Origin of the sequence: Pedobacter sp. SYP-B3415, assembly GCF_004138205.1 — a bacterium.
Taxonomy (GTDB): domain Bacteria; phylum Bacteroidota; class Bacteroidia; order Sphingobacteriales; family Sphingobacteriaceae; genus Pedobacter.
The window spans coordinates 1-26,905 of the sequence record NZ_RXNQ01000003.1 but is presented as its reverse complement, the minus strand read 5'-3'; the positions used below and the strand labels follow the sequence as shown (position 1 = coordinate 26,905).

The window sequence follows — 26,905 nt, the reverse complement described above, 5'->3', positions numbered from 1 at the left end:
TTTCAAAAACTAATCTGTGAATTGGTCTGTGTACGCGGGTCATGGTCTGTGAGCCGCGGCCGACAGTCAGGCAACCATAGACCAGAGACCAAATCAGTCTATTTCGCGCATTCATAAAAAGCGCCTAAATTGCCTGCATGGATATCGACTTCAACAGAAACGAAGACAGCAATAAACAGCTGGTTTACGACCTGAATACCCGGCTGAAAAGAATATATAAAGGTGGCGGCGATAAAAGCATTGCCAGGCAAAAGGAAAAGGGCAAACTGCTTGCGCGCGAGCGCGTAAGCCTGCTTTGCGATGCAGACAAGCCTTTCCTTGAAATCGGTGCCTTTGCTGCCGACGGAATGTATGAACAGGAGGGAGGCTGCCCAGCTGCAGGTGTGGTATGCGGCATTGGTTATATCTCCGGCCGGCAATGTATGATTGTAGCCAACGATGCCACTGTGAAAGCAGGTGCATGGTTTCCGATGACGGCCAAGAAAAACCTTCGTGCCCAGGAGATCGCTATGGAAAACCGTCTTCCGGTCATCTATCTTGTCGACAGCGCCGGCGTTTACCTGCCCATGCAGGATGAGATTTTCCCCGACAAAGAGCATTTTGGCCGGATGTTTCGTAATAACGCCATCATGTCTGCCGAAGGCATTGTCCAGATAGCCGCCATTATGGGTTCCTGCGTAGCGGGCGGCGCCTATCTGCCCATTATGAGCGACGAGGCCATGATCGTTGAGGGGACCGGCTCGGTTTTTCTTGCCGGCTCGTACCTCGTTCGGTCCGCCATAGGCGAAGATGTGGATAATGAAACACTTGGCGGCGCAACCACGCATTGTGAAATTTCAGGCGTTACCGATTATAAACACCCTGACGATCAGAGCTGCCTGGAAAGTATCCGGAACATCATAAGTAAATTGGGTGCGCCCGCGCAGGCCGGCTTCGATCGGACCCTGCCCCGGCCACCAAAACTGGACCAGAAGGAAATCTATGGCATCCTGCCCGAAGACCGTGATAAGTCTTATGACATGCGCGAACTGATTACCCGCCTTACCGACGATTCTGAATTTGAGGAATATAAAAAGCTCTATGGTCAAAGCATTCTGTGCGGACTGGCGCGGATTGACGGTTGGGCTGTTGGTATCGTAGCCAATCAGCGTAAAGTCGTAAAGTCGAAAAAAGGGGAAATGCAGTTCGGCGGGGTGATCTATTCTGACAGCGCAGATAAGGCCGCAAGATTTATCATGAATTGCAACCAGAAGAAAATCCCGCTGGTGTTCCTGCATGATGTAACCGGATTTATGGTGGGAAGCCGCTCCGAACAGGGCGGCATTATCAAAGACGGTGCAAAAATGGTGAATGCAGTTGCCAATTCCGTTGTGCCGAAATTCACTTTTATTATCGGGAACTCGTACGGTGCAGGTAATTACGCGATGTGCGGAAAGGCTTATGACCCCCGGCTGATCTTCGCCTGGCCGAGTGCAAAAATTGCTGTCATGGGCGGCGCCCAGGCGGCGAAGACCTTATTACAGATTCAGCAGGCCGGACAGAAGAGCAGGGGTGAAGAAAACGACGCAGCGCAGGAAGCTGCGACGCTGAAAGCAATCACCGACCGTTACAACAGCCAGACTACACCTTATTATGCGGCATCCCGAATGTGGGTCGATGGAGTAATCGACCCGCTTGAAACCCGCAAGATCATCTCAATGGGTGTCGAAGCGGCTAATCAGTCGCCGATAACCCGGCGGTTTAATCCGGGAATTATCCAGACGTAGAGGGCGCAGGTCCAGAGCATTGGCTGGCGGTCTGTAGAGAACGGTCGCCTACAAATGACGCTTGCCAGACCAAAATGCAGCTTCCGGAACCCGGGCGGTTTAGACAAGAGATTTATTTTCATTAATTTTGCATTTCAAAAATTAATTCATGAATAACCAGACAGAAACTGAACATGTAGAATGTTTGATCATCGGTTCCGGTCCGGCGGGATACACCGCTGCCATCTATGCAGCCAGAGCCGACCTGAAACCTGTTTTATATACCGGCATGGAAGCCGGCGGACAACTGACACAAACCACCGACGTTGAGAATTTTCCGGGTTACCCGACCGGAATCACAGGGCCGGAGATGATGGAAGATTTCCGTAAACAGGCAGAACGTTTTGGCACAGACATCCGTTTCGGTTATGTAAGTTCGGTCGATTTCTCATCGCTTCCGCACAAAGTTGTGGTCGATGAGATTAAGACAATTACCGCAGACACAGTCATTATCTCAACAGGGGCATCGGCTAAATGGCTTGGCCTGCCAAGCGAGCAGCAGTACAACGGTTTCGGCGTTTCGGCCTGTGCCGTTTGTGATGGCTTCTTTTTCAAGGGACAGGACGTGGCGATCGTCGGTGCCGGCGACACCGCCGCCGAAGAGGCAACCTACCTCGCGAAATTGTGCCGCAAGGTTTATATGCTGGTACGGCGCGATGAGTTTCGTGCATCAAAAGCTATGGTGCACCGCGTCATGAATACGCCGAACATCGAGGTGGTCTACAATACAGAAACAACCGAGATCATTGGCGACGGTAAAAACGTGACCGGTGTGAAAGTGAAAAACAACCAGACCGAACAGGAATCGGTCATTGATGTGACCGGCTTTTTCGTAGCCATAGGGCATAAGCCGAACACTGATATTTTCAAAGGTCAGCTTGATATGGATGAAACCGGCTACCTGATTACCCAGCCTGGCTCAACACGCACCAACGTCGAAGGGGTATTTGCCTCCGGCGATGTGCAGGACCACTACTACCGGCAGGCTGTTACGGCAGCAGGATCTGGATGTATGGCCGCGCTCGATGCGGAACGGTATCTGGCTGCAAAAAAAGATGCAGTCATCGCATAACGATAAAAATATTATCACAGAAAAGGGATCCGGCATATGCTCAGGATCCCTTTTTTTTGTTTAAAATACACATCATACATGTTGCAAAATCGTATTAGCAACTTTTTAGCATTGTTTCAGGTCTTTTGCAATATTTTCAAGAAATAAGCATTTGTTTGTCAGATGTATATCAAAGTGACAAAAACGTTATAAAAATTAAAATAGCGGACCGATAACTGGGGCAAAAGCTTTACTTTTACGCCATCAAAAAACCCATTATATAATGAAACATAATTTCGGAGCCGGTCCATGTATCTTACCGCAGGAAGTGTTTAAACAGGCTGCACAAGCCGTTTTAGATTTTAACGACGGATTATCGATTCTGGAAATTTCGCACCGCACCACCGAGTTCGAGGCTGTGGTTGCTGAAGCTGAAAAATTGGTTAAAGAGTTGTTGAACGTTCCATCGGGATATTCGGTGCTGTTCCTTCAGGGCGGTGCCAGCCTTCAGTTTGCTATGGCACCTATGAACCTGCTGGGCGAGGGTCAGACAGCCAGTTATCTGGATACCGGTGTCTGGGCAAGCAAGGCAATCAAAGAAGCAAAGGTGATCGGTAATGTAAACGTTGTTGCCAGTTCAAAAGAGGCCAACTATACCTATATTCCGAAAACCTATGATATTCCGGCCGATAGCGCTTATTTCCATTTCACATCAAACAACACCATCTACGGAACAGAGTTTTTTGACTTCCCTGAAACCGGTGTTCCTATCGTATGCGATATGTCTTCAGACATCATGAGCCGCAGCTTCGATGTATCCAAATTTGCGCTGATTTATGCAGGTGCGCAAAAAAACATCGGCCCGGCAGGCCTCACTGTTGTCATTGTAAAAGACGATATTCTTGGTAAGACCGACCGGAAAATCCCCTCTATGCTCGACTACAAGCAACACATTGCAAACGGGTCTATGTACAATACGCCGCCCGTATTCTCAATTTATGTAGCGCTGTTAAACCTTCGCTGGCTGCGCTCAAAAGGCGGGGTAGCTGAAATCGAAAAGGAAAATATTGCGAAAGCAAAAGCGCTTTACGCCGAGATCGACAGAAACCCGCTTTTTAAAGGTACCTGTGCCGTAGAAGACCGCTCGCGCATGAACATCACTTTTGTGATGGAGAATCCTGACCACGAAAAACCCTTCCTGAAGCTTGCTGAAGAGCACGGCATCATTGGAATCAAAGGACACCGCAGTGTTGGCGGGTTCCGGGCTTCGATGTACAACGCGTTATCTATTACCAGTGTACACGCGCTTGTTGAAGTGATGCAGATCTTTGCCGAAAAAAATTCATAATTATAACCGAGAAATCAAATGATAAAGATACTTGCCAATGACGGGATAGACCCCATCGGGAAGCGTATGCTGGAAGAGGCCGGATACATTGTAGATACCGAGACCGTTCCTCAGGACCAGCTCGTTTTTGCGCTGCAGAACTATGACGGTATTACCGTACGCAGCGCCACAAAGGTACGTAAAGAGCTGATTGATGCCTGTCCAAACCTGCGGCTTATCGGCCGGGGTGGCGTGGGCATGGATAATATTGATGTAGATTATGCGCGAAGCAAAGGCCTGGCCGTAGTAAACACGCCGGCCGCCTCGTCACTTTCTGTAGCGGAACTGGTCTTTGCACACCTGTTTACCGGGATCCGTTTTCTGCAGGATGCAAACCGTAAAATGCCTGTTGAGGGAAACACACAGTTCAATAACCTGAAAAAGGCCTATGCCAAAGGAACAGAGCTGAGTGGCAAAAGCATTGGTATTATCGGGTTCGGGCGCATTGGCCGGGAAACCGCTAAGGTTGCGCTGGGACTGGGAATGAACGTGCTTGCTTACGATCTGTACCCCTATGAAGGTCACATTACGCTTCGCTTTCAGGGCGACATCCTGGTTGATGTGCCGGTGAAAACTGTAGAACTTGAGCGGGTCATTACAGAGAGCGATTTCATCAGTTTGCATACACCTTTCGCTTCACAGCCGATTCTTGATGCAGCAGCATTTTCCAGGATGAAAAAAGGCGTGGGCATTGTGAACTGTTCGCGTGGCGGAACGATAGATGAGCCGGCGCTGATCGCTGCACTTGATTCCGGACAGGTATCCTTTGCCGGACTGGATGTGTTCGATAACGAACCAACCCCGCGTGCGGAAATTCTTCAGCATCCGAAAATTTCGCTGACACCGCATATCGGTGCCTCGACAAACGAAGCACAGGAACGAATCGGCGCCGAGCTGGCCAGCCTTATCATTGCCCATTTTTCTAATTAGTTTTTGATTTTTTAATACGCTGAAGGCGCCGCAAGGCGCCTTTTTCATTTAGTCAAGTGCACGCATCAGCACCCAGTACCTGTATCCGGTAATCGCTTTCTGCAGTTTGCTGAGCTTTGCCGGGTCTTTCCGGTAATAACCGGGCAAAACCCGTTTGTTTATGCGGGCAAGAAACTTGAAAAAAGCTTTCGTCATGTTGTTTCGTATCAGACCTTCCGGCTGCGGTAAAAGAGGTAAGCGCCTCCGGTTATAACCAGTAACAGGAAAACCACGATATAGTTTGCCAGGCTTTTCCTGCCTTCAAGCTTCTTAATGCGATCCTGTAACTCCTGGTTATGATCCTGCAATTGTTTTATCGAGGCGCGGTAACGCACCAGTCTGTCGCTGTGATCGGTTACTGCAGTGCTTTGTTGTTTAACCTGGAGATCCTTGTATTCCAGCAGCACCTTCAACTCCTTAAAAATGTCATTGTCGTTCAATACGATCTGCCGCAGTATTTCATTTGAATTGCGAATGTCCTTTTTGGTTTGGAAACCAAAAATTCCCGTACGCATGTTCAGGCTTTCATCATAACGCCCAAATTCTGCGCTGCGTTGCTGAAGCAGGCTGTTAATCTTACTGCGTTGCGCCTCGTATGCGGCAGAATCCTGCTGCTGCGCGGATCCTGTTCTGGCACCGGCAAAAAAAAGTACGGTGAAGACGATACAATACCTGAAAAGCGCAGAGGCGATGACTTTGTTTAGCATGGCAAAGGGAGTTAACTGGGAAGAGCGGTTATATAAAAAAACCGGTTACAAAATACAGGAATCAATCCGGAGAAACGGGCGGGCGGGCTACCTGAGGGTCGGTTCATGGATGAAAAACGTGTTTCCATGAAATTTGTTTTAGGAGTGGAATTCGACCCGCACAATATCACCAAGGTGCAGCCCGAGCAGGCCGCTTGCTTTTCCTTTATTAATGGCTATTTCAAGGTGGTTGCTGATACCGAACAGGCATAACTTCTCGCCTTCAGGCACCTCATTGTAATGCCAGCTTAGCCGGTTGATGGTTTCGCTTTTCCGAAAATAGAGTGTGAAATCGCGGTTGCGCTGCAGGCCTGTAAAAAGGTCCTTTGTAATGTTGGTAATTACATTGCAGAATGTATCTATATAGATGACGCTGCCGCGGATGATGTCGCGCTCGATGACCGGGCTCAGCAGCATTTTCTGTTCAAGTTCAGCAACGGGGAGTCCGATTTCTTTCAGCCTGTTTCCTTTTGCAAGATGTACAGCGGCCTTGACAAAAATATCTACGAGTGGAAAGTGCAGATACTTGAGGTCTTGCATGATGTTCAGCTCGACCGCTTCGTCAGGAACATCATCAAACAGGATTGAAAAAATTCCGTTGTCAGCGCCGACAAAGTAGTGTTCGCGGTACCTGGCTGCGATGTATTTGGTGTTCTCGTTAAAGACGCTGTCAATGCCGATCAGGTGTACGGTGTTCTTTGGAAAATAACTGAATGCATTCTTCAGAACAAAGGCGGCGTAGGAGATGTTAAAGGAAGGAACATCATGGGTAATATCAACGATATTAACAGACGGGAGAAGGCTCAGAAGGCTGCCTTTTAGTGCAGCCTTGTAGAAATCTTTCGATCCCAGATCTGTCGTTAAAGTGATAATCCCCATTAAACTATGAATATTTATGCTTAATCTTGCCCAGGTGGCATACTGCTTGCAAATATTCAATTTTTATGTGAATTAACCACCTGAAACTAAAAAATACTGAAGCTTGAACGAATTAAAACTGACCCTCGAATCGGTTAATCCGGCAGAATTCTGGGGAGCAAATAACGAGCATTACGAACTGTTAAAACAGGCTTTTCCGAAGCTTAAACTGGTTGCACGGGGCAATGATATCAAGGCCCTCGGTGAGGACAAGGAGCTTCAGAACTTTGAACAAAAATTCAGCGAACTTGTAGGTCAGCTGGAGCGTTACGGGAAGCTGAGCGCGAATGATGTGGAGTCGATCCTGCTGACAAAACGAAAACCCACAGCTACCGATGCTGCGGCCGAAAAAAGCGGCGGCAGTGGCGAAGTTATTGTCTTCGGAACAAATGGACTCCTGGTAAAGGCCCGGACGGCCAACCAGCGGCGCATGGTTGACAGCATAAAAACAAACGACGTTCTTTTTGCAATCGGTCCGGCGGGAACCGGAAAAACGTATACAGCAGTAGCGCTGGCTGTCCGCGCGCTGAAGAACAAGGAAATCAAGCGGATCATCCTGACCCGTCCGGCGGTTGAAGCAGGCGAGAACCTGGGTTTCCTGCCCGGCGACCTGAAGGAAAAAATCGATCCTTACCTGCGGCCGTTGTATGATGCGCTGGATGATATGATTCCACCCGAGAAACTCAAATACTATATCGAAAACAGGACCATTGAGATCGCACCACTCGCCTTCATGCGCGGGCGAACGCTCGATAATTGTTTTGTAATTCTTGACGAAGCACAGAACGCAACCGATATGCAGCTGAAGATGTTCCTGACAAGGATGGGTCCGTCTGCAAAATTCATCGTAACCGGCGATGTGACCCAGATCGATCTTCCAAAAAAGACAATGTCAGGCCTGCATAATGCCCTGCGGATCCTGGTTGATATAAAAGGTATTGACCTGATCTACCTGAGCGGGGAAGACGTGGTGCGCCATAAACTTGTGAAGAGCATTTTGAAAGCGTATGGAGATATTCAGTAGGGGAGTGGTAAGTTTTAAGCTCTAAGTTTTAAGTTGTAAGTCTGGGCCCTCAATGAGATCAAGGAGAAAGGAACCAGGAAGAAAGACAGCTTGAGTTGAAAGCTGAAAGTAAAAAGTTAAAGCCTGGGCGCATACCCCTCAATGACCGCTGGTTGAGCCACGAGCCATGAATCAGTGAAGTTTAAGTTGTAGGTATTAAGTTGTAAGTCTGGTTGCAGAGCCCCTCAGTGAGATTAAAGAAAAAGGAAAAATGAGGAAAGACCACGGCGCCCAACCCCTCGCTCGCCAAGCCCGGCTCACGTCCCCCTCGCCGTCATCCCCAAACCCGTTTACGGAACCCCTTTTTCCGATAGCGCAACGGCGAGGGATCCCCTGCGAAGAGGTAGCATCCACCGTTTGTTAAGGGAGATCAAAGAAAAAAGAATAAGGATAAAAGATTGTTTGCACCCCCTAATTCACTCCCTTCACGGGTCATTCAGAGCGTAGCGAAGAATCTGACTTGTGATCCCGAGTTAGATCCTTTCCCGACGCCATCTGGCAGGCCCGCCCGCTCCGCTCCGTCTGGATGACTTCAAGGGGAACCGCGAGCCATGAATCATGAGTCAGTGTTGTCCGGGGAAAGTTCGCGAACGCCTATAGTTCTTTGGTTTTCAATAGATGTGAGGCTATGGTATCGAACCGCTCACCGCCGCGGGGGCTCCTTCTTTTTGGCGAAAAAGAAGCAACCTGAGGCATAGCCGAAAGCGTTCGTACCATTAAAAACAACATACAAGACACGAACAAAACGCTCCGGCTGTGTATCTCTTCTTGCATAAAAGCATCAAAAGTCCGACGGCGGCGGGAAAAGGCCCCGATTATCCCTGCGCCATTCCGTTCCGGGCTGGTTCCCCTCCTTGGTTCCTCCCGACCTCCCTAAAACAGTGCAATACTTTTAATACTTTTCTGCGGCGAGAAGATACAAGGCCGGTCCGCACCTATCAGTGACAGTAAGCAGGCAAAACCGTCATCAAAACTGCCGCCTGTACGTAAAACCCGCAGACATAGAATATTGGTGGGCTTGATTCAGAAGACTCAGGCAAATACTGTTTTGAGACTGGTTAGAAGGATCCTCTTTCATTCAGCCAATTTTTACCGGATAACCATGAATCATGAGTCAGGACCTGGGCGCAGAGCCCCTCAATGCGAGTAAAGAAAAAGGAACCAAATGAATGACCTCGGCGCCTAACCCCTCAGTGAGACTAGAGAAAAATCGATAAGAAAAAAGACCACGCGCCTGAACCGATAATACGCTATAAGCGGCCGAGGGATTTTTGCGCCCCGAAAAAACTCCCTACAACCTACGTCTTTACTTTGTATTTTTACCGCATGAACGCAATTAAAGAAACGCATTTCACTTTCCCCGGACAAAGCAATTTCTACAAAGGCAAGGTCCGTGATGTTTATACAATCTCTGATAAATACATGGCCATGGTCGTTACCGACCGCATATCGGCTTTTGATGTGGTGCTGCCTGAAGCAATACCATTCAAAGGGCAGGTGCTAAACCAGATTGCGGCCCGCTTTCTTGCTGCTACCGCCGATATCGTTCCTAACTGGGTTATCGATGTTGCTGATCCAATGGTTACCATCGGCCGGATCTGTGAACCGTTCAAAGTTGAAATGGTTATCAGGGGGTACCTCGCCGGACACGCCTGGCGCGAATACAGCCAGGGAAAACGGAGCGTTTGCGGTGTTTCGCTTCCTGACGGACTGAAAGAAAATGACCGCCTTCCGGAACCTATCATTACGCCGACTACAAAAGCTGCCGTTGGGCATGATGAAGACATCTCCCGCGAGGATATACTGGCAAAAGGCATCGTTTCTATTGAGGACTACGACCAGCTGGAAAATTATACGCGTGCGCTATATCAACGCGGTACCGAAATGGCTGCTGACCGGGGCCTGATCCTCGTCGATACAAAATATGAATTCGGAAAAGCCGACGGCCAGATTTATCTGATTGACGAAATTCATACACCCGATTCATCCCGTTATTTTTATGCTGCAGGCTATGAGGAGCGTCAGCAGGCAGGCGAGGCGCAAAAGCAGCTTTCTAAAGAATTTGTACGAAAATGGCTCATTGAAAACGGATTTCAGGGCAAAGAAGGCCAACAGGTTCCGCAGATGACCACTGATAAAGTCAATTCAATATCTGAACGGTATATCGAACTTTATGAGCAGATTACCGGCGAGCTGTTTCAGCGCGGAGAAAGCCAGGCAATTCTTGGTCGCATTGAAGAAAACATTCTGAACGCTTTAACAAGGTTGTCATCTTAAATTCTTTATATTCGTAACAGATAGGAGGGTTAAACCCCTCAGTAGAAACGGGAGATCTGTAGTCTTCCTATGGAGAGAAAGAATATGAAATTTTCAGTAGACAAACACGATAAATACGTTACAGTAGTTCTTCAGGAACCAAAGTTTTCCAATGAAATTGCCGCAGGCCTGAAATCAGAATTATACATTCTGCATGCTGAAGGTTTCAGGAATATCATTCTGGACCTGAGTTCTGTAAAAGAATGCAATGACGCGCAGGATCTGAGCAGCCTTCTGGCCGGCGACCGCCTTTGCAAGTCTTCGAACGGAATTTTTATTGTAATCGGCGTGCAAAAGGAGATCAGGCACATTGTCGGTATTTCCAACATTTACAACTCTGTAACTTTTGTGCAGCGGCTGGAAGAAGCAACCGATCTGATCTTCATGGAAGAGCTGGAAAAAGAATTACGTGGTTCAGACGTCGGTGAGTAAACATCAGACGGGTTTTTCCTGTTCCCTGTTAAAATCGTTTACACCGGAAGGAGAGTCTACACATGAAATTTGAAGTTACCGTGCTTGGAAGCAGTTCGGCTACGCCGGTCTTTAACCGGAACCCGAGTGCACAGGTACTGAACTGCAATGAAAAAATATACCTGATTGACTGCGGGGAAGCAACCCAGCAGCAGTTGATCAGGTATAATATCAAATCGGCGCGTATTGATTATGTGTTTATTACACATCTTCACGGCGATCACTATTTTGGCCTGATCGGTTTGTTATCCAGCATGCACCTGAACGGCAGGCTAAAACCGATCGACATTTATGGTCCTGCACCCTTGCAGGAAATTCTTGAGCTACAGTTTCGTCATTCAGAAACCGTTATCCGCTATCCGATTAACTTCCATGCAGTAGATCCGGGCACGCCGGGCATTGTCATGGAAAACAGCGATCTGACCGTTTACAGTTTCCCGTTAAATCACCGCATCCCCTGTACAGGCTTCAGATTTGGCCAAAAAAAGCGGCAGCGTAAGTTAATTAAGGAAAAAGTTCTCAATGTGCCGGTCGTATATTTCTCTGCACTGAAAAAAGGTGCAGATGTGACTCTTCCGGACGGCAGTATACTGGCAGCCGAAGATTATACGGTAGCTTCAGAAGAGCCCCGTTCTTACTCGTATTGTTCAGATACCCTTTGTGACGGCAGTTACTTCGAAGCAATAGAAGGCAGCAACACAATTTATCATGAAGCTACCTTTCTTCATGAGATGCTCGACCGCGCCAATGAAACGCATCATACAACGGCTCTTCAGGCCGCCGAACTGGCTGCCCGGGCCGGAGCGGAGAACCTGATCATAGGTCACTATTCGTCCCGGTACAAAACGCTAGATGCCCTGCTGGATGAGTCGCGCGCGGTATTTCCGCAGACGCAATTGGCAATCGAAGGACGTACCTATACCCTTTAAGTCTTCAGCTGGCCAAAATCAGGACATGATGAAGTGATACTCGGCTGACAATTATGCGTCGGGGTATGGATATTTTTGCGCATCAAACCTCGGTAAATGAATACACCAATTGCAGGCGGAGTCGAAAAGACGGTCTTTCCTATACTTTTTGCGCTTAGTTTCTCGCATTTATTAAATGATACCATCCAGTCGCTTATCCCGGCAATCTACCCGATCGTAAAAACGAACTATCACCTTACATTCGGACAGATTGGCCTTATAACCCTGACCTTTCAACTGGCGGCATCACTGCTTCAGCCTTTTGTTGGTCTGTATACAGATAAAAAGCCACAGCCGTATTCGCTAGCTATGGGCATGGGCTTTACCCTGACCGGACTCATCCTGTTGTCACTTTCCAATCAGTTCTACCTCATGCTGATGTCGGTCGCTTTCGTAGGGATCGGGTCATCGATCTTTCACCCGGAAGCTTCGCGGATGGCACATGCAGCTTCTGGCGGTAAGCGCGGACTTGCGCAGTCACTTTTTCAGCTTGGCGGAAATGCAGGCAGTTCCCTCGGGCCTTTGCTTGCCGCCTGGATCATCGTACCGAACGGTCAGGTAAGTATCGCCTGGTTCTCGCTCATCGCGCTGCTGGCTATCCTGGTGCTTCGGTGGGTGGGAGGCTGGTACAAAGGTCAGCTGGAATCCATTATGGAAAGGAAGAAAAAAGCTGCGGTTAAGATTAATACGTTATCGCGCGGTAAGATCATCTTCGCTATTTCCATTCTGTTGATCCTTATTTTCTCGAAATACTTCTACATGGCCAGCTTATCGAGCTATTTTACCTTTTATCTCATTCATAAGTTTGGCGTAAGTGTACAAAGCTCGCAGATCTACCTGTTTGTATTTCTATTCTCGGTAGCGGCAGGCACATTGGTTGGCGGTCCTGTTGGCGACCGGATCGGACGTAAATATGTCATCTGGTTCTCTATTCTCGGTACAGCGCCCTTTGCACTGCTGCTTCCGCATGCCAACCTGTTCTGGACCGGCATACTGATCGTTCCAATCGGAATGATTCTCGCATCGGCCTTCTCAGCTATCCTCGTTTATGCTCAGGAACTTATTCCCGGCAAGGTCGGACTGGTAGCAGGTTTATTTTTTGGTTTCGCCTTCGGTATGGGGGGCATTGGCTCCGCACTGCTTGGTGCGCTTGCAGACAAAACCAGTATTGAATATGTTTTCAGCGTCTGTGCCTACCTTCCGTTGATAGGCCTGTTAACCGGCTTTTTGCCGAATATCGAATCGCACAGAAAATTACAAACGCCTAAAGCTTAAAAAAGATCTTTCGCCTGTAGAGAAAGTAACAAAGTCCGTATTCAATTGCAAATGTAGCGAGCGAACAAAGTATTGGAATCAGCATGTTACCTGCGCCGAAGGCTGAAAGAACCGGCGTCAGTACCATAGCTACATACCCATTAAGCCAATTCCGGCCTACTATATCAAAAAACAGGTAGATGAAAATGGCATTCATGCCAACAACCGAAAAAAATTGGATACCCGGATCTAGATTTCTTTTGTCGATCAGGTAGTAAAATAAAGAAAAGATAAACAAGCAGCAGGCGAGAGAAACCAGCACAAAAGAAGCGGTTGCAACCGGTTTGATGATTGGAATAAGCGCTGACCAGTCCAGAATCAAACCGGTCAGCAGGAGCACAGCTCCGCTAAATAGTGCTGCGGGAAGAATAGCGATCCGATTACTCATATGCTTGCCAATCATGATACCGGCAATGGTATGCACTGCCGTTGGAAACCAGTTGATGAAGACATATCCATGCGTTTTTTGGTTAAACAACAGCCAGTCTGTATAATTCCCCACATTGCCGCCGTCAGTATAGCCACCTTCATAACCTGGTGCGGAAAAATACCTGTACATGAAATCAGTAAGCAGAAGGATGAGCACACAAACAAGGGCCTGCCGCCAGGACGACAGCCGAAAAATCAGGAAAGCAATTAGTGTGGTAAAGGCGAGCTGAGTCAGTATGTCGGTTACGTCGAGCCGCTCAATTGCGAACCATTCAGGGTCTGAAATCCGTTTGAAGAGGCCCCAGAAGATCAGCAGTGCCGCCCGCCTGAGTATTTTGAGAAACTGGCGTCTCCAGGTTATACCCTGTTGCTGCTGCCTGTTGAGCGAGTAGGCCATTGCCACACCCGCCATAAACATAAACAAGGGCTGTATCAGGTCCCAGAAGCGCCAGCCGTGCCAGCCCTTATGAAAGAACTGACTGAGGAAACCGGCCGAAAAACTGCCGGGCGGCGCAGCAGCCATCAGGTGTTCGTAAAGTCCGACGCTTTCCAGCGCGAGCAGGACCATGATAAATCCGCGGGTAAAATCCAGCGAGCGCAGGCGTCCGGACTGGACTGTATCGGGTTGTTGCATGCAGGGACAAGAAGGCAGGGTTAGCGCTGCCTGTAGCCAATGCTACCTATAATTTCAAGAACTTACAAGCAAAATATTGGCGCAAACGATTGCGCCACAGCTTGGTAATATAAAAAAGGACCAGTCAACGCGACTGGTCCCTTTCCGTTCATTCCGGAGACGCTAAACCTGATCTGATTGATTCAGGAAAACGAATTTGTGATCAAACATGTCCAGCCTGATGCTGCTGTCTTTATCTACTTTGCCCGCCAGGATCTCTTTAGACAGTTCATTCAGGATTTTTTTCTGAATAACCCGTTTTAATGGTCGGGCCCCGAATTGAGGGTCGTAACCCAGTTCTGCAAGCCAATCCAATGCTTCCGTCGAAGCCTCGATCTTGACACCCATTTCAGCGAGCGTCTGTTTTACCTGTTCGAACTGCAGGTTAACAATATTGCGGATCTCGCTGCGGTTAAGCGGGGTGAACATGATTAACTCGTCAATTCTGTTCAAAAATTCAGGTCTGATTGTCTGCTTCAGCAGTTCAAACAGATCGTTTTTCGTTTTGGCTACAACCAGGTCGCGGTTGTCTTCGTCAAGCTCTTTAAAGTTCTCCTGGATGAGGTGTGAGCCAATATTCGAGGTCATGATGATGATCGTATTCTTAAAATTCACCACCCGGCCTTTGTTGTCTGTTAACCGGCCATCATCCAGTACCTGGAGGAGGATATTGAATACGTCCGGATGTGCTTTTTCAATCTCGTCAAGCAGCACAACTGAGTAGGGTTTGCGGCGTACGGCCTCAGTCAGCTGACCGCCTTCATCATAACCTACATATCCCGGAGGCGCCCCGATAAGACGGGAAACGGCGTGTCGCTCCTGGTATTCACTCATGTCGATCCGCGTCATTGCGTTTTCGTCATTAAACAGGAAGTCTGCAAGCGCTTTAGCCAGTTCTGTTTTACCAACACCGGTTGTACCGAGGAAGATAAAGGAGCCAATTGGTTTTTTCTTGTCCTGCAGCCCGGCACGCGAGCGCCTGATGGCATCAGAAATGGCTTCGATGGCTTCATCCTGGCCGGCCACACGTTTATGCAGTTCTTCTTCCAGATGCAGCAGTTTTTCCCGCTCGCTTGCTACAAGTTTGGTAACCGGAATGCCGGTCCAGCGGCCTACCACCCCCGCAATATCATCTGCAGTCACTTCTTCTTTCAGCATCCGGCTATCGGCCTGCTGGTTTTCGAGTTCAGTCTTTAATTTCGAAACCGAATCCTGCGCTTCTTTGATTTTCCCGTAACGAAGCTCAGCAACTTTGCCGTAATCGCCGGCACGTTCGGCCTGATCAGCCTCAAGCTTATAATTCTCAATTTGCTCAAGCTGGCTGTTGATGTTGTCTACCAGGTCTTTTTCGCCCTGCCATTTCGCCTTAAGCTCGTTGCGCTCTGCTGACAGGTTAGCAATTTCCCCGCTCAGTTCCTGGACCTTTTTTTCGTCCTTTTCGCGTTTGATCGCCTCGCGCTCGATTTCGAGCTGCATGATCCTGCGGTCAAGCTCGTCAACGTTTTCCGGAACGCTGTCCATTTCGAGGCGTAACTTAGAAGCAGCCTCATCCATCAGGTCGATTGCTTTATCAGGCAGGAAGCGGTCTGAGATATAGCGCTGCGAAAGTTCCACAGCGGCAATGATCGCTTCATCCTTGATGCGTACCTTATGGTGTGTTTCATAACGCTCTTTAAGTCCGCGCAGAATAGATATCGCATCCTGTGTGTCGGGCTCATCCACCAGCACTTTTTGAAAGCGGCGTTCGAGCGCTTTGTCTTTCTCGAGGTATTTCTGGTATTCGTTCAGCGTCGTTGCACCTATGGCGCGAAGCTCACCGCGGGCAAGGGCGGGTTTCAGGATGTTTGCTGCATCCATGGCGCCTTCGCCGGCTCCTGCACCTACCAGTGTATGGATCTCGTCTATGAACAATACGATCTCGCCATCGCTTTGGGTAACTTCTTTTACAACCGCTTTAAGACGCTCTTCAAACTCGCCCTTGTATTTCGCGCCGGCAATCAATGCACCCATGTCAAGGGAATACACAATTTTACTTTTCAGGTTTTCGGGTACATCACCTTTAATGATGCGGAAGGCAATTCCTTCGGCAATAGCGGTTTTACCAACACCGGGCTCACCGATCAGAATCGGGTTATTTTTGGTTCGGCGGGAAAGGATCTGGATGACCCGTCTGATTTCCTCATCACGACCAATCACCGGGTCAAGTTTGCCGCTTTCTGCATATTCATTCAGGTTCCGGGCATACTTATTCAGGGCGTTGTATGTAGCTTCTGCATTCTGATCGGTTACGCGGTTGTCGCCCCGAAGTTCAGTAATGGCCTTTTTCAGGTCTTTCTCCGTAACGCCCTGCTCTTTTAACAGTTTGGCGGTCGTATCAGTAACGGCCAGCAAACCCAGAAGCAGGTGCTCTACAGAAACAAATTCGTCTTTAAATTCTTTCAGAAATGCCTGTGCTTTTTGCAGCACTGCATTGGTATTTGAGGAGAGGTAAATATTGCTGCCGCTCACTTTTGGATAGCGGCCAATCTCGGCATCCAGCTGCTGGTTCAGAAGATTCAGGTTGACGTTGAGTTTCCTCAACACATACGATACGACGTTTTCATCAACCGTAAGCAAACCCTTAAGCAGGTGCGCTGTCTCAATGGCCTGCTGCTGGTTGCCTTGTGCAATCTCAGAAGCCTGTTGGATGGCCTCCTGTGCTTTTATGGTGAAGTTGTTGAAATTCATACCTCAGCCGGAACAAAACAGGTGCCATCACGTACTTACCTGCAAAACCGGAAATTTTGTCGGTTATGGCTGGATATCAATGACTAAGTGTCTGACTAATAGGCTTTTGATATGAAATTTTGGCAGATGTAAAAAGAGTCTGCAGCTGAGAATCCGACAAAAAACACGCTACGCTTTATTTAAGAAAAATCAGCCAGATTGCGCCGCGGGCCGGCGTTTTGGTTTTATCAACTTTACCGTATAGCGGTAGTTCAAAGTATACGGTTCAGGCCCATTGCCCGCTGTTCGCAAGCATTCTTAGCCTAAAATTTCCTTCAGCTTTTCCGTCTCGTGGTTTACCAGTTTCTGAAGCGGGCCTGAGGCAAGCATTTTCATCATCATATTCAGATCGGCCGAGATGATATGTTTGGCTGTAGTGGATCCATTACCGCCGTCTTCGAGCACCCATTTCAACTCAACCTCGAACGGCGCCTTTTCTGAGGGGACAGCCACAATCTCTGAAAATTCTTTGCGTTCAGAAATATGAATGGCCAGTTTAGCCATGTTTTGAATGGTGAAACGGGCTTCATCGCGCGTAGATGACCAGTTATAGATGTTTTCAGGCATCAGCTGCTGGTGGTTGTTCATGTCTGCCAGGAAGTTAAAAACTTCTTCAACCGGACGTGAGATCTGAACAGTATTTTCTATAATGGTCATGTATGGGGTGTTACGTGGCCTGCAGACAGCAGGCCGGGTGATTAATATTTAGCCGGTAACCTGGTGCTGGCCCCAGTTAGCCGGGTCCTGGCGCCATTTATTTAATAATTCGATATCATTCTTCATGATAAAGCTGTGCTCAGCAGCGTAATCAAGCAGGGCACTATAATTCGACAGACTGGCATGGCGGCATTTCGCTGCCTTGAAGTTTTCTTCTGCTACATCAAAACCATAGGTAAAGATAGACACCAGTCCGGCGACCGTACAACCTGCAGCACGAAGTGCCTCAACAGCCTGTAAGCTGCTTTTTCCGGTCGAGATCAGGTCTTCTACCACAACAACGCGCTGACCTTCACTGATTTCGCCCTCAATCAGACTTCCGGTTCCATGTTCTTTTGCCTTAGAACGTACATAGGCGAATGGCAGGCCCAGGTCTTGGGCAACAAGAACACCCTGTGGTATTCCTGCAGTGGCAACGCCCGCAATCAGGTCTACCGAACCAAACTCTTCCTGAATAAGCTGGGACAATTTCTGGCGAATGTAGGTACGAACAGAAGGATGCGATAAGGTGACACGGTTGTCACAATAAATCGGCGATTTCCAGCCAGATGCCCAGGTAAATGGATTGGCAGGTTGCAATTTAATTGCTTTAATTTGTAACAAGAATTCAGCTACCTTTAACTCAATATCACTTTTATTGTACATGGCCCAAAAATACAGAATTTATATCAACGACAACACCCTTTTTATTGCAGATTCGCTACCCGTTTTAACCGATAAAATTCAACAACTTGACATTCAGGGCTTTGATTTTTCTGCTTTTTGTGCCGGGCTGGGCAAGAGCGGCAAACGCAATTATATTCTGATCGGACCTGACCCGAAGAAGATATTTCAAAAGGTTAAAAAAAGCTGCGAACTTATCAAAGCCGCAGGTGGCCTGGCCGAAAGTTCAAAGGGACGTTACCTCTTCATCTTCAGGAATGACAAGTGGGACCTGCCCAAAGGTAAGCTTGAAAAAGGCGAAAAAATGAAGATTGCCGCAGTGCGAGAGGTGGAGGAGGAGTGCGGAATCAGGGTGGCCGAAAGGGAAGAAAAGCTGTGCAGGACCTATCATGTTTATCCATACAATGGCGGACTTGCGTTGAAGAAAACCAACTGGTACCGGATGCGTGTTAAGGGCGAACCCAAACTTGTTCCTCAGTTGGAAGAAGGCATTACCCGCGCAGTCTGGTTAACTGCAGAAGAGGTGCCGGCTGTGCTGAGCAATACATTTCCGTCGGTCGTTGATGTGCTTCATGCCGCCGGACTGTTACCTGCCTCTGTTATTACAGGTACGCCAGCGTTCCCTGGGGCACAAAAGGGCTGACATCACCCTTATTTCTTAAAATATCACGGACAATTGTTGAACTTACAGCTGTGTATTCAGGTTTACTGAGCAGCAGAATAGTTTCTACACCAGGCAGCATGGTCTGGTTGATCTGGGCAATGGCCCGTTCATATTCAAAATCGGCGGCAGAGCGGATACCCCTCAGCATGTAAGAGGCGTTCAGCCTGCGGCAGAAATCGACAGTCAGACCCTCGTAAAGCTGCACCTCGATCTGGTCTTCATTTTTAAAGAGCTCGCTGAGCATCTTTTCCCGTGTCTCGACCGGCAGCAGGTGTTGTTTAGAGCTGTTTACGCCAATGCCAACAACTACCTTGTCGAACAGGGGCAATGCGCGCTTCAGGATGTCAACGTGGGCAACAGTGATCGGATCGAAAGAACCGGGAAAGAGGGCAATTTTCATAAGGTCTTCTTTTTCGCTGCGAAAGCGGCATCAGCAAAGAACTAAAAAATTATGCGTTTTTGAAAAAACTAAAGGAGGAATTGCCGTACTTCCGTGTCTCGGTATAGTTGGGCTGGTTGCTTAGCTGCATCATGCTCTGGTGCTCGACAATCAGCCAGCCGCCCGGCTTCAGCAGGCCATGGCTGTGTACAAGCAGCGGAATCTGGGGAATGGTCGCCAACTGATAGGGCGGATCTGCAAAGATCAGGTCGTAAGGTTCTTGCTTTTCGAGCAGGAGCTTAAAAACGTCTGCCCGCCTCACCGTTACGTTTTTCAACTGGTGCCGGGACGCGCTTTGGGTAACCCACTTTACACAACCGGCATGCTGATCTGCCGCTGTAACTTCCGCTCCGCGCGATGCAAATTCGAGCGAAACATTCCCGGTGCCGCAGAAAAGGTCGAGCACCCGTGTCTCCTCAAGGTCGAAAACATTGTTCAGGATATTGAATAACGCTTCTTTCGCCATATCGGTGGTTGGCCGGACGGGCAGATTTCCCGGCGGCTGCAGGCGGATGCCTTTTAGTTTTCCGCCTATAATCCGCATGACAGCTGCGCAAGAAGTGTACTGTAATAATGTAAGGGGAGATCGTTCAGGAGTGCAATGTCACTCTCCGGCTGCGCGGGAAGGAAGAAATACACCTGATCAAAGTATTTTGAAACACAGGAATGGGCCGTATCGTCTTCGTGAATAATGCCTGATAAATAAACCGTGGTATTCCGGTTAAGGGTCAGGCTGTCAATAAGCAGCAACAGATAATAGTTAAGCTCGGCGGAGTTTTCAATCTCATAAGTTTGGAAGAATACCGGCAGGCCATCTTTCTTTAATAAAAACGATACCTGCTGCGGATTGAAGTCAAGAACTAAGGCATCGCCCTGAAAATGCCGGGTCATGCTGAGCATCGGCGTAGCCAGCGGCAGAAGCGTGGCCTGATCGAAATGTGTCAGAAAGTGTTCTGCTTTTTCCGGTATGGTGAAAACCGTATTAAACTCCTGGTCGTCGCGCTGATGAACAGCAGTACCATCGGTAAAGTTAAAGTATCTGGCGTAGACGGCCGGATCTTCGGCTTCTAATGCTTTAGGAACAAAAATCAGGTTGTCTGTCTGCACGGCCACATAAGCATGTGCAAATGGAAGCGCAAAAACCGGGTCATCGGCAAGCGCGCTCACGGCGGCAGCAAAACCATTGCTGCAATGCGGAAGATCAAACAAAGCTTTAAGATCCTCGCTGCCGCCGCCAAAAATGGCAAATGAAAAGGATGTTTGTGTAATGCGAACCAGCAGTTCATCTGCTGCCTCGCGGCGACCCTCCAGTTGAGGTATAGACAGAAAGATACTGTTGTTGCCGTTCATTTGAGCAAAAGTAGAATTTTTTTTAATAACACGGGCCGCTGCCAATTTTACTCAGCGCCGACCAGCCTGCAGTTTTAATCATCAATACAATGCCTATCTTTAGCATTCAAAACCCGGAAAAATCCGGTCATCTTTAATGCATACGCACGATTATATGGAATACACGTCTACGTATCAGGCAGCGGCAACGGTATCTGAATTGGTAGAGAGTCATTTTGCCCGGCACATTGGCCTGGCCAATAACAATGGGGAACAGGGCGTTGCACCGCTGCCCGACCGCCAGTCTATCGAAAGCATGATTGATGCGGCGTTCTGGGCGAGCCTGCGTAAAGAGGAGGGCCATTCGCCGAAGATCTCGCTGGCCTACCTGCCGCCGGGCCATGCTGCAAGCGCGCTGATGTTCCGTCATCCGCTGCCGCTAACGCCAACCTTGCTGACTAAAATTGCGCCCGGTGTAGAGCGGGCGGGTATTCACCTTGGCGTCTGGAAATTTGATGATGAATTGATGATCTGGGGAACCACGCAGATTATTCCAAATTTCTGCTTTGTGCTTGATGTTTCTGAACCGGCGCTGCTGGTTATCAAACACCGGCGTATTTCCGGTTTCGGCAAATTCAGCAATGTCGCCGTTCTTAAAGGTGACCAGGTGAAGGTTGTCGATGAACGTATTGCATCGCTTCCCGATTCTCCCGCTATGGTCAGGGCCTTACTTGATCAGGAAATCCTGTCTTCGTGGAACGATCCGATCAATGTGCTTATTCAGTTGGCGGTTTCTATGCGAGCCCATGGCCGGGGCGGTTCGCTGATCATGGTCGATGCAGCCTCGCAAAGCTGGAGCGATTCGGTGATCAAACCGATGCAGTATGGTTTGGACCCGGCTTTTTGCGGACTCGGCAAACTGATCAGGCAGCAGGAAAGTAACGTAAGCGAACTTTACTGGTTAAGCGCCTTACAGCGTGAGGTTGACCATCTTTCAGGTCTGACTGCCGTTGATGGTGCCACGCTGATCAACAGTAATTTTCAGTTGCTTGCATTTGGTGCTAAACTGGGCCGTGCGCAGGGCAAACCGCAGGTTGGGGATGTTGCCCTGATTGAACCGGTTATCGGTGGCGAACAGGTGGTGGTGCACCCCGGCAGAATTGGGGGTACCCGGCATTTTTCTGTGGCGCAGTTTGTTAACGATGAACACCGGTCGCTCGGGTTGGTTGCTTCGCAGGATGGACATTTCACCGTCTTTACCTGGTCTGAGATGCAGCAGCGCGTACTGGCTCACCGCATTGATACCCTACTGCTTTAAAGATGAGTAAAGCTGCGCTGATTGCTGCCGCCTATCCCTTTCCGCCAACTGCCGAACAACAGGTGTTTTGCAGCGAGATGGCTGCCTTTCTTGAGGAAAGGCCAGCTGACGGCTGTTTTGTTCTTCGCGGCTACGCCGGAACGGGAAAGACTACCTCGCTGTCTGCATTGGTCAGGGCGCTTCGCAGCTTTGGTTACAAGGCAGAGTTGCTGGCACCAACCGGCCGGGCGGCCAAAGTAATGGGTAATTATTCCGGGCGTAAGGCTTTCACCATCCATAAACGCATTTACCGTAAACGCGCGGCGGTGGGTCACGACATGTCTTTCCAGCTCGCACCGAACCTGGCGCAGGATACACTCTTTATCGTCGATGAAGCATCGATGATTGCCGATGAACGCAATGAGCGCGGAAGTTCCCTGCTGGCAGACCTGCTGGAGTTCGTGTATAATGACAAAAATTGCCTTTTGATGTTTGTAGGCGATACCGGTCAGCTGCCGCCTGTGGGAAGCCTGGAGAGTCCGGCGCTGCAGCCAAAATACCTGAAAGACCGCTATGATCTGAACCTGCGCGCGGTCGAACTGAAAGAAGTGCTGCGGCAGGAAAAACAATCCGGCATTCTGCGCAATGCTACGATGCTGCGCAATTACATCAGGACCAATAAAGTGACAATCCCGAGGTTTGTGACCAAAGGTTTTCAGGATACCTTCCGAATGACCGGAATGCGCATGGTTGAAGGGCTGGAGTATGCGTACCGCGAATTTGGCGAAGAGTCTACGCTCGTGGTTTGCCGTTCAAACAAGTCTGCCAATACCTACAACAACCAGATCCGCTCGAGACTGCTTTACAGGGAAGAAGAACTGACAGGGGGCGACCGGATTATGATCGTTAAAAACAATTATTTCTGGCTTCCTGACAACGAAGATGCCGCTTTTATTGCAAACGGCGACATGGCGCGCATTATTCGGGTACGCGGCGAAGAAGAACGCTATGGCCTGCGTTTTATGGATGCGCAGATTGAACTGAGCGATTTCCCGGCGGCAGGCATTGTATCCTGTAAGGTGATGCTCGATACGCTGCAGGCAGAAACGCCAAGCCTGCCTTACGAAGCCGGAAAGCGGCTCTATGAAGGACTGCTGGAAGATTACGCACACCTCGGCAACCGGCCGGCGATCATGCGTGCGATAAAGGAAGATCCCTATTACAATGCGCTGCAGATCAAGTTTTCGTATGCGGTTACCTGCCACAAGGCGCAGGGCGGGCAATGGGATGCCGTGTTTGTAGATCAGGGTTACCTGACGGAAGAAATGATTGATCTTGATTTTCTCCGCTGGCTGTACACAGCGATTACACGCGCCAAACGGCAGCTGTACCTTGTCAACTTCGCTCCCTCATTTTTTGGCCAGCCGGCCGATGATTATTAAAAGCCGGGAAGTCGGATTGAGATATGAGTTCGTCAATAGTATATAGGTATTCGTAGTTCGTATCCAGACCGGGCGCAAAAACCCCTCCGCCGCTTTTAGCGTATTATGCGTTAAGGCGTGTGGTCTTTTTTCCTGGTTCTTTTTTCTTTGGTCCCACCGCGCGAACGTCGATGCTGCCTCTTCGCAGGGGATCCCTCGCCGTTGCGCTATCGGGAAAAAGGGATTCCGTAAACGGGCTTTGGGATGACGGCGTGGGGGGACGACAGTGGGGCTTGGCAAGGTGAGGGGTTTGTCACGCAGGTCCTGGCTCATGATTCATGGCTCGTGGCTCAACCAGCGGTCATTGAGGGGTATGCGCCCAGGGTTTAAACTTTTTACTTTCAACTTTCAACTCAAGCTGTCATTCATCCTTGTTCTTTTTTCTTTGGCCCACCGCGCGAACGTCGATGCTGCCTCTTCGCAGGGAATCCATCGCCGTTGCGCTATCGGGAAAAAGGGATTCCGTAAACGGGCTTCGGGATGACGGCGTGGGGGACGACAGTGGGGCTTGGCAAAGTGAGGGGGTTAGGCACCCAGGTCCTGGCTCATGATTCATGGCTCGTGGCTCAACCAGCGGTCATTGAGGGGTATGCGCCCAGGGTTTAAACTTTTTACTTTCAACTTTCAACATCAAGCTGTCATTCATCCTGGTTCTTTTTTCTTTGGCCCACCGCGCGAACATCGATGCTGCCTCTTCGCAGGGGATCCCTCGCCGTTGCGCTATCGGGAAAAAGGGATTGCGTAAACGCGCTTCGGATAACGGCGTGGGGGACGTCAGTCGGGCTTGGCAAATTGAAGGGTTAGGCGCCGTGGTCTTTCGTCTTGGTTCCTTTTTCTTTAATCCCATTGAGGGGTTGGGCGCCCAGACTTACAACTTAATAACTCAACTTAAAACTTTACTGATTCATGGCTCGTGGCTCAACCAGCGGTCATTGAGGGGTATGCGCCCAGACTTAAAACTTAATACCTACAACTTAGAACTTAATACACCTACAACTTAGAACTTGATTTCCTTTCGGTATATTTGGTTAGCGCGTCTGGACGCCAATCGTCTGCGCCATTCCATATGGACCTCGCTTATTTTTTCAGAAACAAGGTCAGGGTAGCCCTGCTGTTGTTTTGTGTTATGGGTTGTATTTTGCTCATCCGGATTCTGGAAGATAAAAGCGTGGAGAGCATCAATGAGGCCTTCGTCTCTATGTATAAAGACCGGCTTGTTCCGGCAACCGACCTGTATTTTGTTGGCGAACAACTTCATGCAAAGGAGCGGGCTTTAAGTCACGCGTTGCTGTACACCGGCGGCAACAGCACAGTCGATCCCGGCAGGCAGCTCAGGCAAAGTAATATCATTATTGATTCGCTGCTTGTAAAATATAGTCGCACGTATCTGGTAAAGGCAGAACAACAGCAGCTTCAGCTTTTTAAAGAACAGTCGAAACGGGAACGGCAGGCGGAAGCGGCTGTGCTAACGCTTTATCGTAGTGGCGAGCGGTCTGCTGCGTTAAAACTTTACGAAACTGAGGCGCGCAATTATGCCCGCCAGAGCAGCGCGCATCTCTCCAGGCTGATTGCCATTCAGCATTCGGTTGCCGACGAACTGATATCAGACAGCAATGTTTTTGTGTCGGGTACCCGACTGTATTCATTCGTACAGACTGTGCTGGCGATTGTGATCGGCGCTATGATTGTATCGCTGCTTTTTGCCTCAAAAACCGTCAATGTGCGGCAGGATAAGTATAAACTAAACTGACGCACACCCTGAAGTTTTAAAAATAGTAAAACCTTTTCTACGGCTCAGCGTTTTTTAAGTAGAGTTTTCATAAGGTTTTTGAGGTTTCGGGTTCTCAATTGAGACCCGGAATCAAACAACTAGCCTCGACCGTTATGGAAATTTTGAAGGAAGGTTTTTTTGAACCTTCCTTTTTTTGTGCCAGGCCGGGAAAGGCGTACTTTTGTATCTTATTCCAAAACATGATCGTTTCAGACACCATTGTTGCCTTGTCTACGCCGCCCGGAAGCGGCGCTATCGGCGTGATCCGCCTCTCCGGAGCAGATGCCATCGGTATTGTGAACAAGGTTTTTAAAGGAAAAGACCTGGAGCAGCAGGACTCACATACTTTACACTTCGGACTGATCACGGACGGATTGCTGATCATTGATGAGGTGGTGGTGGGGCTCTACAAAACGCCAAAATCGTACACGCGTGAAAATGTAGCCGAAATAAGCTGCCATGGTTCAAATTACATTATCCAGCAGATTATTCAGCTACTGATCAGGCAGGGCGCACGTGCGGCGAAGCCGGGAGAATTTACGCTTCGTGCTTTCCTGAACGGGAGTATGGACCTGAGCAGGGCAGAGGCGGTTGCCGATCTGATCGCATCAAACAGTAAAGCCTCACATGATGTCGCTATGCAGCAGATGCGCGGCGGTTTTGCCAAAGAGCTGGAGGGCCTGCGCGAGCAGCTGATCCATTTTGCTTCGATGATTGAACTCGAGCTCGACTTTGCCGAAGAAGATGTGGAATTTGCAAATCGCGGGCAATTGAAACAACTTATTCTGCAGATCGCTGCGGTATTGAACCGGCTGATCAGCTCGTTTGAAACCGGAAACGTGTTAAAAAATGGCGTACCGGTGGTCATTGCCGGCAAACCGAACGTGGGCAAATCGACCCTGCTGAACGCGCTGCTGAACGAGGAACGCGCTATTGTTTCTGACATTGCGGGCACCACACGCGATACGATCGAAGATGAGCTTAATATCGGCGGCGTACTGTTCCGGTTTATTGATACCGCAGGTATTCGTGAAACGGCCGATCTGATCGAGGCGCAGGGTGTAGCGCGAACGCGTGAAAAGATGAAACAGGCCAGACTGATCATTTACATGGCCGATGCCGCGCAAAGCCCTGGGGAGATCCGGACGCAACTCAACGAGCTGCAGCAGCTGGATATTCCGCACCTGGTGCTGATCAACAAAGCCGACCTGCTTGGTGAGGAGGGCAGGGAAGCTTTTGCAGGCATCGATGCTTTTTTCCTCTCGGCAAAGGAAGGCAAGGGGGTAGAGGAACTGAAAAAAGTGCTGCTGGAAAAAGTAAACCTGCACCGCATCAATACGGACGAAACGCTGGTAACCAACATTCGCCACGTCGAAGCACTCAAAAACACCTCGGCCGCGCTGGAAAGGGTGTTGCAGCACATTGACGAACCTGTAGCCTCAGACTTCCTGGCTATGGATATCCGCCAGGCCCTGCACTATCTTGGTGAGATCACAGGGACAGTGACAACAGACGATTTGCTGGAGAATATTTTTAGTAAGTTTTGTATTGGCAAATAGACCGACAAAACAACACAAACTCATATCAAACAAAATTAAAGTAATCCACTTAGCAGAATAGGTGTGTTTAATACCCTCGAGGTTGAGCCTAGCTTTACATTTGATAATC

24 protein-coding genes are annotated in these 26,905 nt (G+C 49.1%); 14 read left to right on the top strand and 10 right to left on the bottom strand.

Annotated elements, in window-relative coordinates:
• Positions 1-137: 137 nt before the first annotated feature.
• The 4 genes from EJV45_RS01925 (at position 138) to EJV45_RS01910 (ending at position 5,173) form a co-directional block, all read left to right on the top strand.
• Positions 138-1,766, top strand: coding sequence for an acyl-CoA carboxylase subunit beta (locus EJV45_RS01925; RefSeq protein ID WP_129713959.1), 1,629 nt, complete (start codon positions 138-140; stop codon positions 1,764-1,766).
• Between the two features lie 148 nt (positions 1,767-1,914).
• Positions 1,915-2,877: a thioredoxin-disulfide reductase gene (gene trxB, locus EJV45_RS01920; RefSeq protein WP_129713958.1), complete on the top strand. Its 963-nt coding sequence runs from the start codon at positions 1,915-1,917 to the stop codon at positions 2,875-2,877.
• Between the two features lie 262 nt (positions 2,878-3,139).
• Positions 3,140-4,204 (top strand): 3-phosphoserine/phosphohydroxythreonine transaminase, encoded by a 1,065-nt coding sequence (gene serC / locus EJV45_RS01915; RefSeq protein WP_129713957.1) that lies wholly within the window; start codon positions 3,140-3,142, stop codon positions 4,202-4,204.
• Between the two features lie 18 nt (positions 4,205-4,222).
• Entirely contained in the window at positions 4,223-5,173 is a 951-nt protein-coding gene (locus EJV45_RS01910; protein ID WP_205942311.1) for a D-2-hydroxyacid dehydrogenase, read from the top strand.
• Positions 5,174-5,221: 48 nt separating this feature from the next.
• On the opposite strand, the gene EJV45_RS19395 is transcribed toward EJV45_RS01910, so the two are convergent.
• The 3 genes from EJV45_RS19395 to EJV45_RS01900 all read right to left on the bottom strand — a co-directional run bounded on the left by EJV45_RS19395 (position 5,222) and on the right by EJV45_RS01900 (position 6,837).
• Positions 5,222-5,368 (bottom strand): hypothetical protein, encoded by a 147-nt coding sequence (locus tag EJV45_RS19395; protein WP_165304956.1) that lies wholly within the window; start codon positions 5,366-5,368, stop codon positions 5,222-5,224.
• 11 nt (positions 5,369-5,379) lie between these two features.
• Positions 5,380-5,919, bottom strand: a complete 540-nt coding sequence (locus EJV45_RS01905; protein WP_240755164.1) for a hypothetical protein — start codon at positions 5,917-5,919, stop codon at positions 5,380-5,382.
• Positions 5,920-6,057: 138 nt separating this feature from the next.
• Positions 6,058-6,837 (bottom strand): S-adenosyl-l-methionine hydroxide adenosyltransferase family protein, encoded by a 780-nt coding sequence (locus EJV45_RS01900; protein ID WP_129713956.1) that lies wholly within the window; start codon positions 6,835-6,837, stop codon positions 6,058-6,060.
• A 103-nt stretch (positions 6,838-6,940) separates the two neighbouring features.
• Between EJV45_RS01900 and EJV45_RS01895 the strand changes: the two genes are divergently transcribed.
• The 5 genes from EJV45_RS01895 to EJV45_RS01875 all read left to right on the top strand — a co-directional run bounded on the left by EJV45_RS01895 (position 6,941) and on the right by EJV45_RS01875 (position 12,969).
• Positions 6,941-7,900, top strand: a complete 960-nt coding sequence (locus EJV45_RS01895) for a PhoH family protein (protein WP_129713955.1) — start codon at positions 6,941-6,943, stop codon at positions 7,898-7,900.
• 1,365 nt (positions 7,901-9,265) lie between these two features.
• Complete coding sequence (locus tag EJV45_RS01890) at positions 9,266-10,216, top strand: phosphoribosylaminoimidazolesuccinocarboxamide synthase (RefSeq protein WP_129713954.1); 951 nt, start codon at positions 9,266-9,268, stop codon at positions 10,214-10,216.
• 84 nt (positions 10,217-10,300) lie between these two features.
• Positions 10,301-10,687 carry an anti-anti-sigma factor gene (locus tag EJV45_RS01885; protein ID WP_129713953.1) on the top strand — a complete coding sequence of 129 codons (387 nt, stop codon included), beginning with the start codon at positions 10,301-10,303 and terminating at the stop codon, positions 10,685-10,687.
• A gap of 62 nt (positions 10,688-10,749) precedes the next feature.
• The gene (locus EJV45_RS01880) at positions 10,750-11,655 is read left to right on the top strand and encodes a ribonuclease Z (RefSeq protein ID WP_129713952.1); all 906 of its coding nucleotides are present in this window, start codon (positions 10,750-10,752) and stop codon (positions 11,653-11,655) included.
• Between the two features lie 96 nt (positions 11,656-11,751).
• Positions 11,752-12,969 (top strand): MFS transporter, encoded by a 1,218-nt coding sequence (locus tag EJV45_RS01875; protein ID WP_129713951.1) that lies wholly within the window; start codon positions 11,752-11,754, stop codon positions 12,967-12,969.
• Here the strand turns inward: EJV45_RS01875 and EJV45_RS01870 are convergent.
• The 4 genes from EJV45_RS01870 to pyrE all read right to left on the bottom strand — a co-directional run bounded on the left by EJV45_RS01870 (position 12,959) and on the right by pyrE (position 18,238).
• Positions 12,959-14,071, bottom strand: a complete 1,113-nt coding sequence (locus EJV45_RS01870; protein WP_205942310.1) for an acyltransferase family protein — start codon at positions 14,069-14,071, stop codon at positions 12,959-12,961. The genes EJV45_RS01875 and EJV45_RS01870 overlap by 11 nt on opposite strands.
• A gap of 162 nt (positions 14,072-14,233) precedes the next feature.
• Positions 14,234-16,837 carry an ATP-dependent chaperone ClpB gene (gene clpB, locus EJV45_RS01865; RefSeq protein ID WP_129713950.1) on the bottom strand — a complete coding sequence of 868 codons (2,604 nt, stop codon included), beginning with the start codon at positions 16,835-16,837 and terminating at the stop codon, positions 14,234-14,236.
• Between the two features lie 297 nt (positions 16,838-17,134).
• Entirely contained in the window at positions 17,135-17,533 is a 399-nt protein-coding gene (locus EJV45_RS01860; RefSeq protein WP_129713949.1) for an SRPBCC family protein, read from the bottom strand.
• A gap of 48 nt (positions 17,534-17,581) precedes the next feature.
• Positions 17,582-18,238 carry an orotate phosphoribosyltransferase gene (gene pyrE / locus EJV45_RS01855; RefSeq protein ID WP_129713948.1) on the bottom strand — a complete coding sequence of 219 codons (657 nt, stop codon included), beginning with the start codon at positions 18,236-18,238 and terminating at the stop codon, positions 17,582-17,584.
• On the opposite strand from pyrE, the gene EJV45_RS01850 reads away from it, so the two are divergent.
• Positions 18,237-18,899, top strand: coding sequence for an NUDIX hydrolase (locus EJV45_RS01850; RefSeq protein WP_129713947.1), 663 nt, complete (start codon positions 18,237-18,239; stop codon positions 18,897-18,899). The two genes, pyrE and EJV45_RS01850, sit on opposite strands and share 2 nt — an antisense overlap.
• Here EJV45_RS01850 and coaD read toward each other — a convergent pair.
• The 3 genes from coaD to EJV45_RS01835 are packed head-to-tail and all read right to left on the bottom strand — an operon-like array spanning position 18,859 to position 20,709.
• Positions 18,859-19,320 carry a pantetheine-phosphate adenylyltransferase gene (coaD, locus tag EJV45_RS01845; protein WP_129713946.1) on the bottom strand — a complete coding sequence of 154 codons (462 nt, stop codon included), beginning with the start codon at positions 19,318-19,320 and terminating at the stop codon, positions 18,859-18,861. The genes EJV45_RS01850 and coaD overlap by 41 nt on opposite strands.
• Before the next feature lie 49 nt (positions 19,321-19,369).
• On the bottom strand, positions 19,370-19,903 hold the full coding sequence (locus tag EJV45_RS01840; protein ID WP_129713945.1) for an RsmD family RNA methyltransferase: 534 nt from the start codon (positions 19,901-19,903) through the stop codon (positions 19,370-19,372).
• Positions 19,891-20,709: a DUF3822 family protein gene (locus EJV45_RS01835; protein ID WP_129713944.1), complete on the bottom strand. Its 819-nt coding sequence runs from the start codon at positions 20,707-20,709 to the stop codon at positions 19,891-19,893. Before EJV45_RS01835 ends, EJV45_RS01840 begins: the two co-directional genes overlap by 13 nt.
• 136 nt (positions 20,710-20,845) lie before the next feature.
• Between EJV45_RS01835 and EJV45_RS01830 the strand changes: the two genes are divergently transcribed.
• The 4 genes from EJV45_RS01830 to mnmE all read left to right on the top strand — a co-directional run bounded on the left by EJV45_RS01830 (position 20,846) and on the right by mnmE (position 26,796).
• A complete protein-coding gene (locus tag EJV45_RS01830) occupies positions 20,846-22,006 on the top strand; it encodes a putative sensor domain DACNV-containing protein (RefSeq protein ID WP_370291114.1) in 1,161 nt (386 codons plus the stop codon).
• Positions 22,007-22,008: 2 nt separating this feature from the next.
• A complete protein-coding gene (locus EJV45_RS01825) occupies positions 22,009-23,427 on the top strand; it encodes an ATP-dependent RecD-like DNA helicase (RefSeq protein WP_129713943.1) in 1,419 nt (472 codons plus the stop codon).
• A gap of 1,105 nt (positions 23,428-24,532) precedes the next feature.
• Entirely contained in the window at positions 24,533-25,216 is a 684-nt protein-coding gene (locus EJV45_RS01820) for an MCP four helix bundle domain-containing protein (protein ID WP_129713942.1), read from the top strand.
• Positions 25,217-25,437: 221 nt separating this feature from the next.
• Positions 25,438-26,796, top strand: a complete 1,359-nt coding sequence (mnmE, locus tag EJV45_RS01815; protein WP_129713941.1) for a tRNA uridine-5-carboxymethylaminomethyl(34) synthesis GTPase MnmE — start codon at positions 25,438-25,440, stop codon at positions 26,794-26,796.
• Positions 26,797-26,905: the final 109 nt, after the last annotated feature.